General features: G+C 70.7%; 20 protein-coding genes. 19 read left to right on the forward strand and 1 reads right to left on the reverse strand.

What is annotated here, in order from left to right; translation table 11 throughout:
* Window position 1: 1 nt before the first annotated feature.
* From LX15_RS24035 to LX15_RS24115, 17 genes are all read left to right on the forward strand, one after another.
* Entirely contained in the window at window positions 2-1558 is a 1557-nt protein-coding gene (locus LX15_RS24035) for a phage portal protein (RefSeq protein ID WP_253671913.1), read from the forward strand.
* A gap of 10 nt (window positions 1559-1568) precedes the next feature.
* Window positions 1569-2813: a phage minor capsid protein gene (locus LX15_RS24040; protein WP_253671914.1), complete on the forward strand. Its 1245-nt coding sequence runs from the start codon at window positions 1569-1571 to the stop codon at window positions 2811-2813.
* A 173-nt stretch (window positions 2814-2986) separates the two neighbouring features.
* Window positions 2987-3475, forward strand: coding sequence for a hypothetical protein (locus LX15_RS24045; protein ID WP_253671915.1), 489 nt, complete (start codon window positions 2987-2989; stop codon window positions 3473-3475).
* Between the two features lie 24 nt (window positions 3476-3499).
* On the forward strand, window positions 3500-4552 hold the full coding sequence (locus tag LX15_RS24050; protein WP_253671916.1) for a major capsid protein: 1053 nt from the start codon (window positions 3500-3502) through the stop codon (window positions 4550-4552).
* Between the two features lie 10 nt (window positions 4553-4562).
* Entirely contained in the window at window positions 4563-4781 is a 219-nt protein-coding gene (locus LX15_RS24055) for a hypothetical protein (RefSeq protein WP_253671917.1), read from the forward strand.
* Window positions 4778-4957 carry a hypothetical protein gene (locus LX15_RS24060; protein ID WP_253671918.1) on the forward strand — a complete coding sequence of 60 codons (180 nt, stop codon included), beginning with the start codon at window positions 4778-4780 and terminating at the stop codon, window positions 4955-4957. The genes LX15_RS24055 and LX15_RS24060 overlap by 4 nt, the downstream gene beginning before the upstream one ends.
* Window positions 4958-4960: 3 nt before the next feature.
* Window positions 4961-5368 carry a hypothetical protein gene (locus LX15_RS24065; RefSeq protein WP_253671919.1) on the forward strand — a complete coding sequence of 136 codons (408 nt, stop codon included), beginning with the start codon at window positions 4961-4963 and terminating at the stop codon, window positions 5366-5368.
* 3 nt (window positions 5369-5371) lie between these two features.
* Window positions 5372-5707 carry a hypothetical protein gene (locus LX15_RS24070; RefSeq protein ID WP_253671920.1) on the forward strand — a complete coding sequence of 112 codons (336 nt, stop codon included), beginning with the start codon at window positions 5372-5374 and terminating at the stop codon, window positions 5705-5707.
* Window positions 5704-6054 (forward strand): minor capsid protein, encoded by a 351-nt coding sequence (locus tag LX15_RS24075; RefSeq protein WP_253671921.1) that lies wholly within the window; start codon window positions 5704-5706, stop codon window positions 6052-6054. Before LX15_RS24070 ends, LX15_RS24075 begins: the two co-directional genes overlap by 4 nt.
* Window positions 6051-6476: a minor capsid protein gene (locus LX15_RS24080; RefSeq protein ID WP_253671922.1), complete on the forward strand. Its 426-nt coding sequence runs from the start codon at window positions 6051-6053 to the stop codon at window positions 6474-6476. Before LX15_RS24075 ends, LX15_RS24080 begins: the two co-directional genes overlap by 4 nt.
* A 60-nt stretch (window positions 6477-6536) precedes the next feature.
* The gene (locus LX15_RS24085; RefSeq protein WP_253671923.1) at window positions 6537-6992 is read left to right on the forward strand and encodes a phage tail tube protein; all 456 of its coding nucleotides are present in this window, start codon (window positions 6537-6539) and stop codon (window positions 6990-6992) included.
* A complete protein-coding gene (locus tag LX15_RS24090; protein ID WP_253671924.1) occupies window positions 6989-7435 on the forward strand; it encodes a hypothetical protein in 447 nt (148 codons plus the stop codon). Before LX15_RS24085 ends, LX15_RS24090 begins: the two co-directional genes overlap by 4 nt.
* Window positions 7436-7604: 169 nt before the next feature.
* Window positions 7605-9893: a phage tail protein gene (locus LX15_RS24095; protein WP_253671925.1), complete on the forward strand. Its 2289-nt coding sequence runs from the start codon at window positions 7605-7607 to the stop codon at window positions 9891-9893.
* The gene (locus tag LX15_RS24100; RefSeq protein WP_253671926.1) at window positions 9893-10777 is read left to right on the forward strand and encodes a hypothetical protein; all 885 of its coding nucleotides are present in this window, start codon (window positions 9893-9895) and stop codon (window positions 10775-10777) included. The genes LX15_RS24095 and LX15_RS24100 overlap by 1 nt, the downstream gene beginning before the upstream one ends.
* A 90-nt stretch (window positions 10778-10867) precedes the next feature.
* On the forward strand, window positions 10868-12034 hold the full coding sequence (locus LX15_RS24105) for a hypothetical protein (protein WP_253671927.1): 1167 nt from the start codon (window positions 10868-10870) through the stop codon (window positions 12032-12034).
* A complete protein-coding gene (locus LX15_RS24110) occupies window positions 12031-13176 on the forward strand; it encodes a hypothetical protein (RefSeq protein ID WP_253671928.1) in 1146 nt (381 codons plus the stop codon). Before LX15_RS24105 ends, LX15_RS24110 begins: the two co-directional genes overlap by 4 nt.
* Entirely contained in the window at window positions 13176-13955 is a 780-nt protein-coding gene (locus tag LX15_RS24115; RefSeq protein WP_253671929.1) for a hypothetical protein, read from the forward strand. The genes LX15_RS24110 and LX15_RS24115 overlap by 1 nt, the downstream gene beginning before the upstream one ends.
* Window position 13956: 1 nt before the next feature.
* Here LX15_RS24115 and LX15_RS24120 read toward each other — a convergent pair whose 3' ends face one another.
* On the reverse strand, window positions 13957-14226 hold the full coding sequence (locus tag LX15_RS24120; protein WP_253671930.1) for a hypothetical protein: 270 nt from the start codon (window positions 14224-14226) through the stop codon (window positions 13957-13959).
* 337 nt (window positions 14227-14563) lie between these two features.
* On the opposite strand from LX15_RS24120, the gene LX15_RS24125 reads away from it, so the two are divergent.
* Window positions 14564-14821, forward strand: a complete 258-nt coding sequence (locus tag LX15_RS24125; protein ID WP_253671931.1) for a hypothetical protein — start codon at window positions 14564-14566, stop codon at window positions 14819-14821.
* Window positions 14818-14955: GH25 family lysozyme (locus LX15_RS32675; protein WP_308213513.1), on the forward strand; the 138-nt coding region annotated here is incomplete at its 3' end. The genes LX15_RS24125 and LX15_RS32675, both read left to right, overlap by 4 nt.

Genomic DNA, 14955 nt, shown 5'->3' on the forward strand with positions numbered 1-14955 from the left:
GATGCCGCTACCAGCGGAAAACAGCCCCTGGCCGCCCCGCGAACACGCGACCAACTTGGTCCGGCTGCGGGAGTATGACGCCTGGTACGCCGGTGACCCGGACAGGCTGACCCGGGTGTACTCGTACCGGCTCACCACCGCACCAGAGAACAGGCCGTCGCAGTACAGGGGAGGCGTCGTCGGCCGGCTCGCCCGCTGGTGGTGGGGACAGCCCACCCCGGCCGGTGAGCGGCGATCCAAGATCCACGTTCCGCTGCCCGCGGACATCGCCAGCATCAGTTCCGATCTGCTGTTCGCGGAGCCGCCGACCCTCACCTGGTCGGACACGGCGACAGCCGCACGCTGGGAGAACCTCACCGAGGACCTGCGCTGGCACGCCCAGCTCTCCGCCGCTGGTGAGCTGGGCGCCGCGTTCGGCGTGGTGTTCCTCCGCGTCGACTGGGACACCTCGGTCGCCGACCACCCGGTCCTGTCGGTCGTGCGCGCCGACCACGTCCTACCCGAGTACCGATGGGGCATGCTGCGGGCGCTGACAGCGTGGACCACCGTGCACACCGACGACAGCGGGTCCCGGGTGATGCGGCACCTCCAGCAGCACGAGATGCACGGTGGCCAGGCGATCACGCTGCATGGCCTGTACGAGGGCACCCAGACCTCGCTCGGAAACGCGGTGCCGCTGGATGCGCATCCGGCCACGCGGGGTCTCGCCCCCGTGGTGGAGACGGGGCTACCGATGCTGCCGGTGGTGGACGTGCCGAACATGGCCCCGTCGCGCCTGGACCCGGGGTCCAGCTTGGGTAGGAGTGATTTCGAGGGGCCGCTTCTCGGGCTGTTCGACGCAATCGACGAGGTCTACAGCTCGTGGATGCGGGACGTGCGCCTGGCCAAGGCACGGGTCTTGCTGCCTGACGCGTTCTTGTCGCCGCTCGGCCCCGGCCAGGGCGCGATGTGGGATGAGGATCGCGAGGTGTACGCCGCGCTGAACATCCCGCCCACCAGCGACGGGAGCATCACGTTGCAGCAGTTCGCGATCCGCGTGCGCGAGCACCGCGAAACCGTCGACGACCTGGTGCGTCGCGCCGTCGAGGCCGCGGGCTACGCGGCGGCCACGTTCGGGCTGACCAGCAGCGATGGCGGTGGGGCGATGACCGCGACCGAGGTCGTGGCGCGTGAGCGGCGCTCGTTCGTCACCCGCCAGAAGAAGATCAACTACTGGTCACCAGCGTTGCGGCGACTTGCCGCCGTCGCCCTGCACGTCGACCAGCTCGTGTTCGGCCGCCCGGTCACGCCCGAGATGCCACGCGTCGAGTGGCCCGACGGGGTGTCCGAGTCCCCGCTGGTGCTCGCCCAGACCATCCGGGAGATCGCCACCGCCGAAGCAGCGTCGATCCGCACCCGGGTTGAGCTGCTGCACCCCGACTGGGACACCGCGCGCGTCGACCGGGAGGTGGCCGCGATCCGGGCGGAGCAGGGCGCCGACATACCGGACCCGGTCGACACCCTCCGCGCCACCGGCGGCGTGTTCGGCGAGGACCAGGAGGACGACGCCGTGGCCTAGGGGGTGAACGGTGGGGGTTGATCCGCTCTACCTCGACGAGATCGCCGCCACCGTGGCCGCCCTCTACCGCCAGGCCGAGATCGCCCTGGTGCGGATCATCGCCGGACACCTGGCCGGGGACCTCGACGACCGGGACATGCAGTCACCGGGGTGGGCTGAGACGAAGCTGTCGGCTGTCCGCGCGCTGCGTCGGTCGGCGCAGGCGGTGATCGCCGGGGTGCAGGCCGACAGCAGCACCGCGCTGCGGGAGGCGGCGGCCGCCGCGTTCCGCCACGGCTGGACCGCGGCGCTCGTCGACCTGCCCGCGACGTGGTTCCCAGCGTCGGGCCTGGCCGGCGCAGCCCGCCAGGCCCTCACTGAGTTGCCGGGGTTCGGGGCGATCGAGGCCCTGGCCGCCGCCGTCCACCACGACATCGGCGAACGCTCGCGGAACATCCTGCGGGACAGCGTCGACGCGTACCGCTCCGTGATCACCGCCGCGTCAGCCCGGGTCCTCACCGGGGTGGGCACACGGCGGGACGCCGCGCAGGCCGCATGGCGCCGGCTGATGGACCGTGGCATCACCGCGTTCACTGACTCGGCCGGTCGCCGCTGGCAGCTCTCCAGCTATGTGGAGATGGCCACGCGGACGGTGGCGCAGCGCGCCGCCGTGCAGGCACAGGCCGACCGGCTCACCACCACGGGCATCAGCCTGGTCTACGTCTCCGACCACGGCCAAGAGTGCGCGCTGTGCCGACCGTTCGAAGGGCGAGTGCTGCGGCTGGACGGCGGCCCGACGGGCGAGATCACCGTCCCGGACCGCATCGGTGGGGAACCGGTCACGGTCGAGGTGGTCGCCACGCTGGCCGAGGCTCAGGTGCTCGGGTTGTTCCACCCGAACTGTCGGCACTCGATCAGCGCGTATCTGCCGGGTGTCACGCGGGTGCCGCGACAGCCGACCGCCGACCCCGAGGGGAACCGGGCGCGGCAGCGGCAGCGCGCGATCGAGCGCCAGATCCGGAAGTGGCGGACCCGCGAGGCGGGCGCAGTGTCCGACGAGGAACGCCAACACGCGAAACACAAGGTGGCCGCGTGGCAGGCCGCCATGCGCGAGCACCTGAAGGAACACCCGAAGCTCAAGAGGGTGCGATACCGGGAGCAACCTGGTGCCGGCAACATCCCCAAGCCGGGGAAGAACGACCCGGCCGGCGCGATCGGCCCGGCCGTGCAGGCCAGCATCGACGGCCGCGACGACCCGGCAACCGCCGCCGTGTGAGGGTCCGCGATGGTGTCGGCCAGGCGCTGAGTGACGCTGTGCCGTTGTTCTTTCCTTGTGTGACAAGGCTTTCCAGTGTCGACGGTGCACGTCGACTGCACAAGGGAGTCCACGAGCGGCCCGAAACGGGGCCGTAACCACCCGAAGTAGCCACACCCGAAACGGGAGAGATCATGGGTGCCGCCAATGAGTCCACTGCGTCCGACCCGGCCGGCGACGAGCCGACCACCGGCCAGGAGGCCGTGAAGCCCGCACCGGGCGACACTGGCTGGAAGGCCGAGGCCGCCGAGCTGGAGAAGACCCGGCGGGCATCGATGAGCGAAGCCGAACAGGCCATCGCCGAAGCCGAGAAGCGCGGTCGGGCCGCTGCTGTCGCGGAGCTGGGCCGCCAGGTCGCTGCTGCGCGCCTGGAGGCCGCCGCCGCAGCGGCGGGCCTCACCCTCGGCGAGGTCGGGCCGCTGCTCGACATGACGCGGTTCGTCGACCCCAAGAGCGGGGCCGTCGACGAGGACGGCATCAAGGCTGCTGTGGCCGCGCTGGCCAAGCTCGCCCCCAAGCCCACGCCGCCGCGTTCGGGTGCCCCGGTCACCGGCGGCGGACCCGACCAGCCGCGGCGCGCGGCATCCCTGTCTGACGCGATCAGGGGCGTCTACGGCACCTGATCGCCATGTGAGTGAGGAGTTTCTATGCCCATCACGCTCGCCCAGGCTCAGATCAACAGTCAGTCCGATGTGGACTATGCCGTGATTGATCAGCTCCGCAGGTACTCTTGGTTGCTGGACCAAATCGTCTGGGACGACGTTGTCACCCCGGGGACGAACGGCGGGTCGCTGGAGTACGCCTACACGCGCCTGGTCACGGCGGCGCCGGCGGCGTTCCGTGCGATCAACGCTGAGTACTCGCCTGGTCAGGCGACGAGGCAGCGGTACAGCGCCGCCCTGAAGCCCCTAGGTGGCGCGTTCCAGGTGGACCGGGCGCTGGCGGACCTTGGTCCCGCAGCCACAAACGAGATCTCTTTCCAGATGCAACAGCTGCTGGTCAGCGTTCGCACGCGGTTCCAGCAGGAACTCATCCTCGGTGACACGGCAGTCGACAGCCTCGGGTTCGATGGGCTGTCCAAGGCGCTGGCCGGCAGCACAACCGAGTTCTTCCCCGGCAGTACGACGCGCTACGTGGACTGGACCAGCCCCGCGTTGACCAGCGTCGACAAGGCACACGACGCGATGGACGTACTCGACGAGTGGCTGTCCACGATCATGCCATCTCAGACTGGCGGTGCTACGGGTCAGCCCGGTGACGTGCCGCCCGGGGTGAAGGCGATCCTGGGCAACACCAAGTCGATCACTAGGGTGCGCAGTATCGCGCGGCGCGCGGCCATGCACACCGCGGCGAAGGACGACCTCGGCCGCACCGTGGAGCGGTACGGCGAGTGGGTGCTGGTCGACATCGGTGACCGGGTCGACGGTGCCTCGCCGATCATCCCGATCGAGACCCGCGACCCCGACGGGGCCGGCAGCGGCGGCAACATCAGCGGGCTGACCGACCTGTATGCGGTGTCGTTCGGCCTGGACGCGCTGCACGCCGCGTCGCCGGCCGGGCGGCCGCTGGTGCGGACGTGGCTGCCGGACTACGAGCGGTCCGGCGCGGTGAAGACGGGCGAAGTGGAAATGGGTCCAGTCGCGATGGTTCTGAAGAAGAGCCGTGCTGCCGGGGTTTTGCGGAACGTCAAGGTCCAGTGAGGACAGTGCGATGGCTAGTTTTCGTGTGACCACGCCAGTTTCCGGGTTCAGCGGCGAGGTGGCCGGTATCGTGTTCGTCGACGGCCACGCCGAGACGAGCGACCGGGCCGCCTTGGTGTACTTCCGGTCGCAGGGCTACGGCGTCACCGAGGTGAAGCCCGCCCGCAAGACCAAGACCGCGCCCGCCGAGCCAGCCACGCCTACCGCGTCGACCGAGGAGGTTTCGTGATCACCTTCGAGCACGTCGGGTCCGACGAGCGCGTCGTGTTCGGTGGCCCGCACCCCGAGGCCGACCGGCTCGTCGCGTCCCCCGCCTGGCGCCGGGTCCCCGACGCCAGCACCCCGACCCCGCCGCCTGTCTCGTCCATCGAGCCGCCGCCCGCGACCTCGGCCAGCCGGAGCTAGGCCGTGGCGCGCGTGTACGCCACCCGCGCCGACCTGCTCGCCTACCCGCCGCCGCCCACCGTCACCGTGCCCGCCGACCCCGAGGCGTCACGCCTACTTACTCGGGCCTCCGAGGCGATCGACGAGGCGCTGGTGACGGCCATCTACGACACCGACCCGGTCGGGATGCCCACCGACCCCATGGTGCGGGTGGCACTGCGGGATGCCACCTGCGCCCAGGTTCTGCACATCCTCGCCACCGGAGACGAGGACGGCGCGGCCGGCGAGTGGGACCAGGTCGTGATCGGCAACGTCAAGCTCTCGGGACGGCGGAGCGCGCTCCGCCCCGATGGGCGCGTCCCGTTGGCTGCTGGGGCCGAGCGTCATCTTCGGCTCGCCCGGCTGCTGCCCGGGGTGATCGTGCGCCGATAGGAGGTGGCCGACGTGGCGGGCATCCCGCAGTGGCTCTACATCCAGACCGGACAGGACATCGTCATCGAACCGTACGTCGGGGCCGGGCCGTTCGGCGACACCTACGGACCAGCCACTGTCGTCCGGTGCATCGTCGACGAGCGGCGGCGGCTGGTGCGAGATGCCACCGGTGACACCGTGGTGTCCGAGACGACGGTGTACTGCCCGCTCACCGTGGCCGCGCCACCAGGGTCGCGGGTGACTCTGCCCGACGGGCGGGTCTCCGTCGTGCTCACGAGCAGCCGAGGTGACGGCGGCCGGCTGCCGGTCCCGTCCCACCTGGAGGTGGCGGTGCGATGACGATGCGGGTGGACGTCACGTGGGATGGCGCGAAGGTCAAGCGGCGCGCGCGCTCGGGCGCGGTCCGCGGCCTCCAGGAGGCCACGGAGCACCTGTTGGGGGCCTCCCGTCAGCTCGTCCCGATCGAGGAAGGCACGCTGGAACGCTCGGGCGTCGCGAGTGTTGACGACACCCGGCTGGTGGGCGCGGTCAGCTACGACACTCCGTACGCGGTGCGTCAGCACGAGGAGCTGACCTGGCAGCACGATCCGGGGCGGCAGGCGAAGTACCTGGAACAACCTGCCGAGGCCGAGCGGGGGACGATGATGTCCCTTATCGCCGTGGCGATCCTGGAGAGCATGCAGTGACCCTCCTGGAACAGCTCGCTCACCTGCTGCATGACCTCGGGCTGGGTGTGTACCGGGCGGACGGACGGCCGGGGGGTGACGTGTTCCTCGCGGTCCTGCCGCAGGCCCCGGACAGTGCGGTCGCGGTCGCCCGGTACGGCGGCGGCGAGGCCGACTCCCTGCTGGGGTGGGATGAGCCGCGCATCCAGGTGCGGGTGCGGGGACCCGCCCGTGACGCGCGGGTGGCCGAGGCGCGCGCGCAGGCGGTCTACGACGCGCTGCACGGCCTCGGTCCCCGCGCGCTGGTCGGCGGGACGTGGCTTCAGCTCGTGGTCGGTGTGACGAGCGGTCCCGCCTACATCGGCAGGGACCAGGCAGGCCGCCACGAGTACACGGTCAACCTCCGCCTGGAGATTCGTAACCGCAGCGTGAACCGCCGCTGACCTTCCTTTTCCCTCACCCGGCCGCGAGCGGTCGGGTGTTCGGCGTGCCCGGAGGAGCACATGCCCAACATCAAGATCAACGCACGGGATGTCGTCGTCCAGGTCGAAGCTGCCACCGCCAACACCTGGGTGCTCATCGACGGTCTGACCTCGGCGACGGTGAACCCCAGCGAGAACGAAGAGACCGCTGAGACCACCACCTTCAGCAGTGCTGGCCACTACGAGCAGATGATCATGCAGCGGGGCGCCAGCATGGAGCTGGAAGGTGTGCGGCTGGTCGACCAGGCCACCGGCGCGTCGGAGCCGGGACAGGCCCGGTGCGAGGAGCTGGCCACCAAGGTCGGACACGAGTCGTTGGGCCGCGTCCGGTTCCGTCACCCGCTCCAGACCACGTGGAAGGTGTGGACGGCGACGTTCAGTGTGGGGGAGCAGGGCGGCGGCACCAACGACATGATGTCCTGGTCCTGCACGATCACGCGGTCCGGGGCGTCGACCACCATGGCGGTGACCCCATGACTGACCAGCCGGATGACTTCCTTGCGTTCTGGGCCGAACACGACGACACCACCCGCGAGACCCGCCGCATCCTCGGCGTCGACGTCACCGTGCCCCACGATCTGCCACTGAGGTTCGAGCAGCGCCTGGACCAGGCCGGCGCGGCCGCCACCGAGGACGACCTGAGGGTGCTGTTGGTCGACCTGTTCGGCCAGGACGTGCTCGATCGGTGGGTGGACGCGGGGATCACCAGCCGCCAGCTCCAGGTGCTGCTCGCGTGGGGGATCGCCAACGGCTCCGGCAGGCGGATCGGCTTCGCCGAGGCCGCCGACATCGTGGCCAAGGCCGAGGCCGCGAAGGGAAAAGCGGCCAGCCGAGCCCCTGCGGGGGGCTCTTCGCGGACCCGCGCATCCGCCGGTACTGGGCGCTCATCGAAGCGGACTTCGGCCGCGAGTATGGCCTGACGGCCGCCCAGCTCGCGGGCCTGACCCGGCGCCGGTTCCTGGTGTTGCTCGCGGGCCTGTCTGGTGACTCGGTGTGGCGGCAGGTGGTGTCCCGTGCGCCGGTCGAGGTGCACGGGGATGAGGCCGTGACGTCGGTGATCGACCGCCTGTAGCCGGGGGGGGTGAGCTGGTGGCGCTCACCGTCGGCGAACTGGTGGCGTTCCTGCGAGTCGAGCGGTCTGCGTGGGATCGTGCGCTGGACAAGGCCGAGGCGAAGATCAAGGTGGCCTCTACGGCCATCCGGGCCAGCTTGGATGAGGCTGGCCGGTTCGACGGCGAGGGGCTGCGGTCCGGCATGGACCGTGCTGCCGCTGGCGCGATGTCCCTCATCTCGCGGCTGGCTGCGATCCCCAGCGCCGCGCAGGGGATGGGCGGTGCCGTGAGCATGGTCGGGTCGCTGTCGGGTGCGCTGGGGCTGCTGCCTGCTGTCGCGCTGTCGGGTGCCTCGGCCATGGCCGCGCTGAAGATCGGCATGAGCGGTTTCTCAGACGCTTTGTCCAATGTGGACGATCCGGAAAAGTTCAACAAGGCCCTGGACCGGCTGGCGCCATCCGCGCGCGACCTGGCAGTGGCGATCCGGGACGTCAAGCCCGCGTGGGACGACGTCAAGCAGAGCATCCAACACGAGTTGTTCACAGGGGTCGCCGACCGCATCCGCCCCCTCGCCACCACGTACCTACCGCTGCTGCGCGACGGTCTCGGAGCCATCGCCGCCGGGTTCAACACGGCTGCGCTGGGGATCGCCGACTGGCTCGCTGAGGCGCAGACCAGCAGTGACGTCGGTTTGATCTTCGCTGCGACCGAGACCGCGGTGGACGACCTCGCGGGCGCGACCCGCCCGTTGCTCGCCGCGTTCCGCGACCTCGCCGCTGTCGGTGCCGAGGTCCTACCTGGACTGACGGCCGGGGCGGACACCGCCGCGCAGCGGTTCGCGAAGTTCGTGCATGAGGCCAGGCAGTCGGGCCGGCTCAAGGAGTGGATCTCCGGTGGCCTGTCCGCGATCGGGGACCTGGCCCGCGTCCTCGGCAACCTCGGCGCCATCGCTGCGCAGGTGTTCTCCGCGCTCGGCGCGGGGGGTGGCGGGGCCCTTCAGACGTTGCTGACGCTTACCGGCGCGGTGCGCGAGTTTCTGTCGAGCGCCCAGGGGCAGGAGGTCTTGACCACCCTGGGCATGGCGTTGGGGCAGATCTCCACCGTCGCCTCCGGCGTGCTGCTCACAGCGCTCCGCGCGCTGGCACCCGCGCTCGTCGACCTGGCGCCGGCAGCGGCCGAGCTGGCCACGCAGGTAGGCTCCGTCCTGTCCGGCGCGATCCAGGTCGCCGGGCCGGCGATCCAGGGCGTCGCCGGGTTCCTGCGCGACGCCATGTCCTGGTTGGGTCCGACGGCGCTGGCGGTGTTTGGCCTGGTCAAGGCCTACGAGGCGTGGGGCGTCGCCGCGCGGCTGGTGAACACGATCATGTCGGCCAACCCGTGGATGGCGATCATCGCCGGGGTGGTCTTGTTGGTCACGGTGATCGTGACCCACTGGGACGAGATCAAGGCGTACCTGGGCAAGGCGTGGGACTGGCTGGTGGAGAAAGCCGGCGAAGCGTGGGGCTGGATCAAGGAGCACATCGTTCAGCCCCTGAAGGACGCGGGTGCGTGGGTGGTGCGCCAGACCCAGCAGCTCGGCGACGCCCTGTCCACTGCCTGGCAGTGGTGCGTCGACCGGGCCCGGGACGCCTGGCGCTGGGTGCACGACCTCATCGTCACGCCGATCTCGGACGCGGCAGCGTGGGTGGGCCGGCGGGTCGACGACATCGTCAACTTCTTCGGCTGGCTGGGCTCGCTGCCTGGCCGGGTCGCCGCCTGGTTCGGTCAGGTCCACCAGGCCGCTGTCGACCGGCTCGTCGACCTCGTCGGCTGGGTGCGCGGCCTGCCCGGCCGCATCCTCGACGCGGTCGGTGACCTCGGCTCCCTGCTGTACAACGCCGGCCGCGACGTCCTCGCCGGCCTGTGGAATGGCATCAAGTCCATGGCCGGCTGGGTCAAGGACAGGCTCATCGGCTTGGTCCGGGACATCATCCCTGGCCCCGTGCGGGACGCCCTCGGCATCCGCTCGCCGTCGCGGGTGATGGCCGAGCTGGGCCGCTACGCCGGGCAGGGCCTCGCGGTCGGCATGACCTCGACCCGGGGCCTGGTCGCCGCAGCAGCCGAGCAACTCGCCACGTTCGCGACGCCAACGTTGCCGGCGTTCGCGGTGCCGCCGGTTCCGGTGGCGGCGATGGCGGGCGCACCCATGCTGGGCGCGCCCGGGTTCGCGCCGTTCGGCACAGACAGTCGGGCCTCGCTGCACATCGAGCACTTCCACGCCGCACCGGACACCGACGAGCGGCGACTGGCGACCGAGCTGGACTGGATGATGCGGGGTGGTGGGTGATGCTCGCGGCCGGCGACCTTCTCACCACCGACGGCCAGATCGAGTGGCGCGGCCTGGTCCTCGGCGCCGGCACCCGCTACAGGTGGGTGAAGCTCGAAGGCTGGAACGACCTCCCACCGGCGCGCGGCGGGAACACCCCGCACCCGAGCAGGCATGGAACCTACCTGGGTCGGCTGCTCGGCGACGACCGCACCATCACCGTCGAGCTGCTGATCACCGGGCCCCTCGACGTGTTCCGGGAGGCGGTGGCCGCGGTGCGGGCGGCCACCGCCTGGACCGAGGCACCCGACGAGGACCCCCTCGTGGTGCGGCTGCACGATCAGACGCACATGGTCATGGCCCGGTGCGTCCGCAGGGCGATCCCGACGGACCGGCACTACGCGCTCGGGCTGACACGAGCCGCCATCCAGTGGGTGGCGTCGGACCCGCGACTGCTCCGCCTGCCCGCCGAGACGCGGGAGGTTTCGTTGCAGGCCCCGCCGGCCGGGGGCATGCGGTTCCCGCTGGTGTTTCCGCTGCGAGTCGGCGCGGGCGGGTCGGGTGGTGAGGCCACGCTGGTGACCACGGGCAACGCCCCCGCCTGGCCCCTGTACCACCTGCGGGGGCCGGTTCCGGGGCCGGTGATCGACCTCGGCGGGTCGATCCTCGCCTTCGATCCTGGGTTCGTCGTCCCCGCCGGTCAGACGCTGGTCATCGACACACGCCACCAGGCCGTCACCATCGACGGGACCGACCTGTCCCGGGCGGACCGGCTGTGGACTCGCCAGTGGGCACCCATCCCACCCGGGACATCTACCCGGGTGCGGTTCTTCTCGGCGGCCGGGTCGGCCGGCTACTCACCCGACGCCCGTCTGACCGTGACCTGGCACCACACCGACCTGTGAGGAGGCTCCATGCCCGAGCGGTTCTCGTGGGCTGTGAGCGACGCGGACGGCGAGATCACCACGACCGACGCCAGGTTCGCGCTGGGCGCGGTGGTCGCGCCGGGCGGGTCGCTGGTAGCGGCCCGCTCGGGGTGGCGGCCAGGCCCCGGCCAGCCGGGGCGGGTCACCGCCTCGTCACCAACACCGGATGGTCGGGTCACCGTCGCCGCGTTCCAGCGGATCAACACGCCGTCCCGGTCGGCAGCCCCGTACATTCAGACTCTCGACGCCCCCAAGGTGATCGACATTCTCGGAGCGGCACCGCCGCACTCGTCGCTGGGTCGGCACGACCTCATCGTCGTGCAGCAGAACGACCAGCTCCACAGCGACCCCAACAACGCGCTGCTGGTGCGGCATGTGGTCGGCACCCCCTCGGCGACACCCCAGGACCCCGACCCGGCCGCCGGCGGCGCGAGCACCGACTACGTGCCGCTCGCCCGCATCCGGGTCCCGGCCGGGGCCACCGCCATCACGAACGACCGCCTCGACGACCTCAGGCCGCCGGCGATGACTGTGGCCCTCGGCGGGGTTCTGCCGGTGGCGTCGCAGGCCGAGCGGGACGCGATCGTCTCTCCGTACGAAGGCATGGCCGTTTGGCGGCGCGACAAGGATTGGTTGGAGGTCCGCGCGTTCGACGGGTGGCGGGTGCAGGGCATCGCGGTGGTCGCCACCGCTGCTGGCCTGTCGGCCATCACCACCCCGTACCAGGGGCAGGTCGTGTACCGGGCCGACTCCGGCGAACACTACTGGTGGAACAGTACGACGTGGGTGCCGCTGCGGCAGGTCACCGGGCGGATCGTGGCCCGCCCAGGTGCGCTGGTGTCCAATGTGGGCACCACCGAGACGAACATCCCTCCACTGGCGGTGGAGGGTGTGCGGATCCTGCTGAACAGGATCTATGGGATTACCGTCACCTTGCTTGGTGGGTTCACCGCCGCCGCCGGCGACTCGTTCGGCATCCGCGTACGCAGGGACAACCCAACGTCCGGCCTGGTGGTCGCCGAGTGGACGTGGCTGCCGACAGCCGTCGGGCTCGACGACTACCGGACGGTCTCCGCGCCGTGGCGCTCGGACGTGTCGGACAGTGCTGCGCGTTTTTACGTCACCGTGACGAAACTCGCCGGGACCGGGACAGCCACCATCTATGGCAACGGTCGATCCTCGATCCGCATCGAGGATGTGGGCGGTGACCCGGCGCTGTGGAAGGTGATCACATGACTTCGCCACCGGCGTACACGTTCCAGTTCGCCGACCTCGCCACCGGCGTCATCCTCGACGAGCTGCCCCTGACGAACGTCCGCTACAACCAGAAGCTCAACACGGCCGGCACCCTGTCGGCCGTGCTGACGATCACCGATCCCCGGGTGCGAGGCCGGGACCCGTACGACCTGACCACGCCGACCCGTCGGGTGGTGTACGTGCTGCGGGACGGCCGGCCAGTGTGGGGCGGGATCATCTGGACCCGCCGGTACGACTCGGCGAGCGGGCAGGTGAGCATCGGGGCTGCGGACTGGTGGAGCTACTTCGACCACCGCAAGATCCTGCCGCTTCTGCCGGAGCGGCCGCCAGTCGACTACGTCGCGCGGCAGTCGGTGTCCTATCGGGATGTCGAGCAGAACGAGATCGTCCGGCGCGTGGTGCAGCTCGCCCAGCAGCACGCTGGGGGGAACATCCTCGTCGAGGCCGAGACCACCTCGTCGGGCACCTGGCGCGACCGCACCTGGTACGGCTACGCCCTCGCCTCCGTGGGCGAGGAGCTACGCCGACTGTCCAGCGTGATCGGTGGCCCCGACATGCTGTTCACGGTCGCGGAGGGGCCGGCGGGCCGGCCGCGGCGGGTGCTGCGGATCGGCACCCCCTACCTGGGGCAGCAGGGATCGCCGTGGGTGTGGCAGTACGGCGGCAACGTCCGTGCGTACCGGTGGGACAGCGACGGAAGCAGATCGGCGCGCAGGGTGTTCGCCACCGGCGATGGCATGGAGCAGGGAACCCCCATCGCTGTGGCTGAGGACCGGGACGCCCTGACCGCGTGGCCGCTGCTGGAGACCGAGCGCGGCTACAGCAGTGTCCGCGAGACCGCGACGCTCCAGTCGCACGCGGACGCCGACCAGGCCGCCGCCCGCCTCCCGGTCGTCACGATCCAGCTCACCGTTGACGGCACCCGGTATCCGCAGGTGGGGGTGTGGGCCGTCGGCGACGACAGCAGGGTGGTCATCGACGACGAGTTCCACCAGCGTCGCCCCGGCCGGGATCATGGCCTCGACACCACGGTCCGCATCATCGGCGCCGACATCTCTGTGACGGAGCAGGGAGAGGACGTGACGTTGACGATGGCTCCGCTGCTGGAGGATGTGGCCTGATGGGACAGATCAACCAGCCCGCGACCCTGCTGGACCGTATCCGTCGCCTCGAACAGGAACTGGCCGAGGTCCGGAAGAAGGTCGGACTCAGCTCTGCCGTGGTGTCCCGGGGTGGCCTGACCATCAAGGACAACGGCCACCTCCGGGTGCTCGACTCCGCTGGCGTCGAGCGCTTCTTCATCGGGGCTGGTTCCCCGAACCTTCCGAATGGCGATAGTCAGCCGCTCTTCATCGTCCGCGACGGGTCCGGCCGACGGCGCCTCGCCGTCTACGACCCTGTCACCGCCGATGGATACGAACCCGTTTTCTGGGTATGGGACCACATTGGACACGTTGCGTTCACCACCGACCGCAACGGCGGAGTCGCCGAGCCGTGGACCGCCGTCCCGCTGTACCCGCAGTTCGAGATGGGGCACTCATCGCACCACGTCGGCTACACGATGCTGCCGGTGTCAGCACTCACCACTGGCCCCGTGGTGTGGGAAGGCTGGATCGGCAAGGTCAGCCACCCACGTCTTCAGATCCTGGGGTATTGGGGTCGGGCGACCGGGACGTCCCCTGTCTCGGTGACATACGAGGTCCGCGTGGGGCACGACCAGACGGTCGTCGGGTCCTGGGTGTCCACAGGTATCGAGACTGCGCTCTACGGGCCCTGGGATATCAGCCCGTGGCTGAGCCACACGAACATCCCGGTGCGGCTGTCGATCCGCGCGACCAGCGGTGACGCGACGGATATGGTGGCAGTCCAGGTGCTGAGCTGCTGGATGCGCCAGACCTGAGTCAGCACGGGATCTCGTTCAGCTTGTCCTCGGTGTAGCACCGCGTGGTGGTGGTCGTCCGGAGCGGCGGAGCCGGGCTTGGCCGAACCTCCTGCTGCCGGGTTGGGGTCGGGTGCACCGCGGTCGTGGTCGTCGGGGCGCCGGTCGTGGACTGCTGCGGCGGCACCTCGACGGCCTGACCCTGCTGCTGCCCTGCCGGCCGCTGCTGGCGTTGCGCGGGCACCTGCTGCTGAACAGGGGCCTGCTGCTGTGCGGCCGGCGCGCCCGTCACCGCAGGGGCACCCGCGGCACCAGAGGGGGCCCCGCCCGGCGCCGAGTCACCCGCGGTGGCCGGTGTCGGAGTGCCCTCGTCGGTGACGATCGGCGGCGGCGACGCGGGTCCTTCGGCGCCCGTAGCGGGGGCCTGGTGGCTGAGCATCATGGTGCCGCCGATCAGGCCGGCGAGGAGTGCGGCTGCGACACCGCCAACAGCGGCAGGGCGTAACCAGCGGTTCATCAGCTCCCCTTACGAAGTTCGAGCGTGCGCGCGCTCTCACAACAAATCGCCCCCCAGATCATCTCGTTACCTGATCTCCCCGCCATCGCCCGTCCGGCGTACAGGAGGCCCCGTGTCCATCTCCCCCGAGCTGGTGCTGGCTGCCATCGGATCGCTCGGCACCGCCCTGTCCACGTGGCAGACCGCCCGCACGGCCCGTGTGCGCGCCGAGCTGCGCGCCCTGCGCGCCGAGGTCGCCGAGCTGCTGTCGTGGCAGCTCGGCGCCCGTGCGTACATCCGGCGGCTGCTCGGCGTGCTGATCGATCGGGGCATCGACCCGCCCCCTCCGCCCGAGGCGCTGGGTCTGCTCGACGACCGGAGGTCAGCGTGATCACCGGCATCGACGTCTCGTCCTGGCAGAGAACCCCGGACTGGGGTGCGGTGCGTGGCGCCGGCGTGGAGTTCGCCTACGTGAAGTTGACCGAGGGCACCGGCTACCTGAACCCCAACCGGGACTCGCAGTTC

Source organism: Streptoalloteichus tenebrarius, from assembly GCF_024171885.1.
Lineage (GTDB): Bacteria > Actinomycetota > Actinomycetes > Mycobacteriales > Pseudonocardiaceae > Streptoalloteichus > Streptoalloteichus tenebrarius.

Excerpts from the sequence above, each read along its gene's own strand:
- LX15_RS24075 (WP_253671921.1), top strand. The coding sequence starts at position 5,704 with ATGACGATGCGGGTGGACGTCACGTGGGATGGCGCGAAGGTCAAGCGG.
- LX15_RS24100 (WP_253671926.1), top strand. The coding sequence starts at position 9,893 with ATGCTCGCGGCCGGCGACCTTCTCACCACCGACGGCCAGATCGAGTGG.
- LX15_RS24055 (WP_253671917.1), top strand. The coding sequence starts at position 4,563 with ATGGCTAGTTTTCGTGTGACCACGCCAGTTTCCGGGTTCAGCGGCGAG.
- LX15_RS24035 (WP_253671913.1), top strand. The coding sequence starts at position 2 with ATGCCGCTACCAGCGGAAAACAGCCCCTGGCCGCCCCGCGAACACGCG.
- LX15_RS24115 (WP_253671929.1), top strand. The coding sequence starts at position 13,176 with ATGGGACAGATCAACCAGCCCGCGACCCTGCTGGACCGTATCCGTCGC.
- LX15_RS24045 (WP_253671915.1), top strand. The coding sequence starts at position 2,987 with ATGGGTGCCGCCAATGAGTCCACTGCGTCCGACCCGGCCGGCGACGAG.
- LX15_RS24050 (WP_253671916.1), top strand. The coding sequence starts at position 3,500 with ATGCCCATCACGCTCGCCCAGGCTCAGATCAACAGTCAGTCCGATGTG.
- LX15_RS24090 (WP_253671924.1), top strand. The coding sequence starts at position 6,989 with ATGACTGACCAGCCGGATGACTTCCTTGCGTTCTGGGCCGAACACGAC.
- LX15_RS24085 (WP_253671923.1), top strand. The coding sequence starts at position 6,537 with ATGCCCAACATCAAGATCAACGCACGGGATGTCGTCGTCCAGGTCGAA.
- LX15_RS24110 (WP_253671928.1), top strand. The coding sequence starts at position 12,031 with ATGACTTCGCCACCGGCGTACACGTTCCAGTTCGCCGACCTCGCCACC.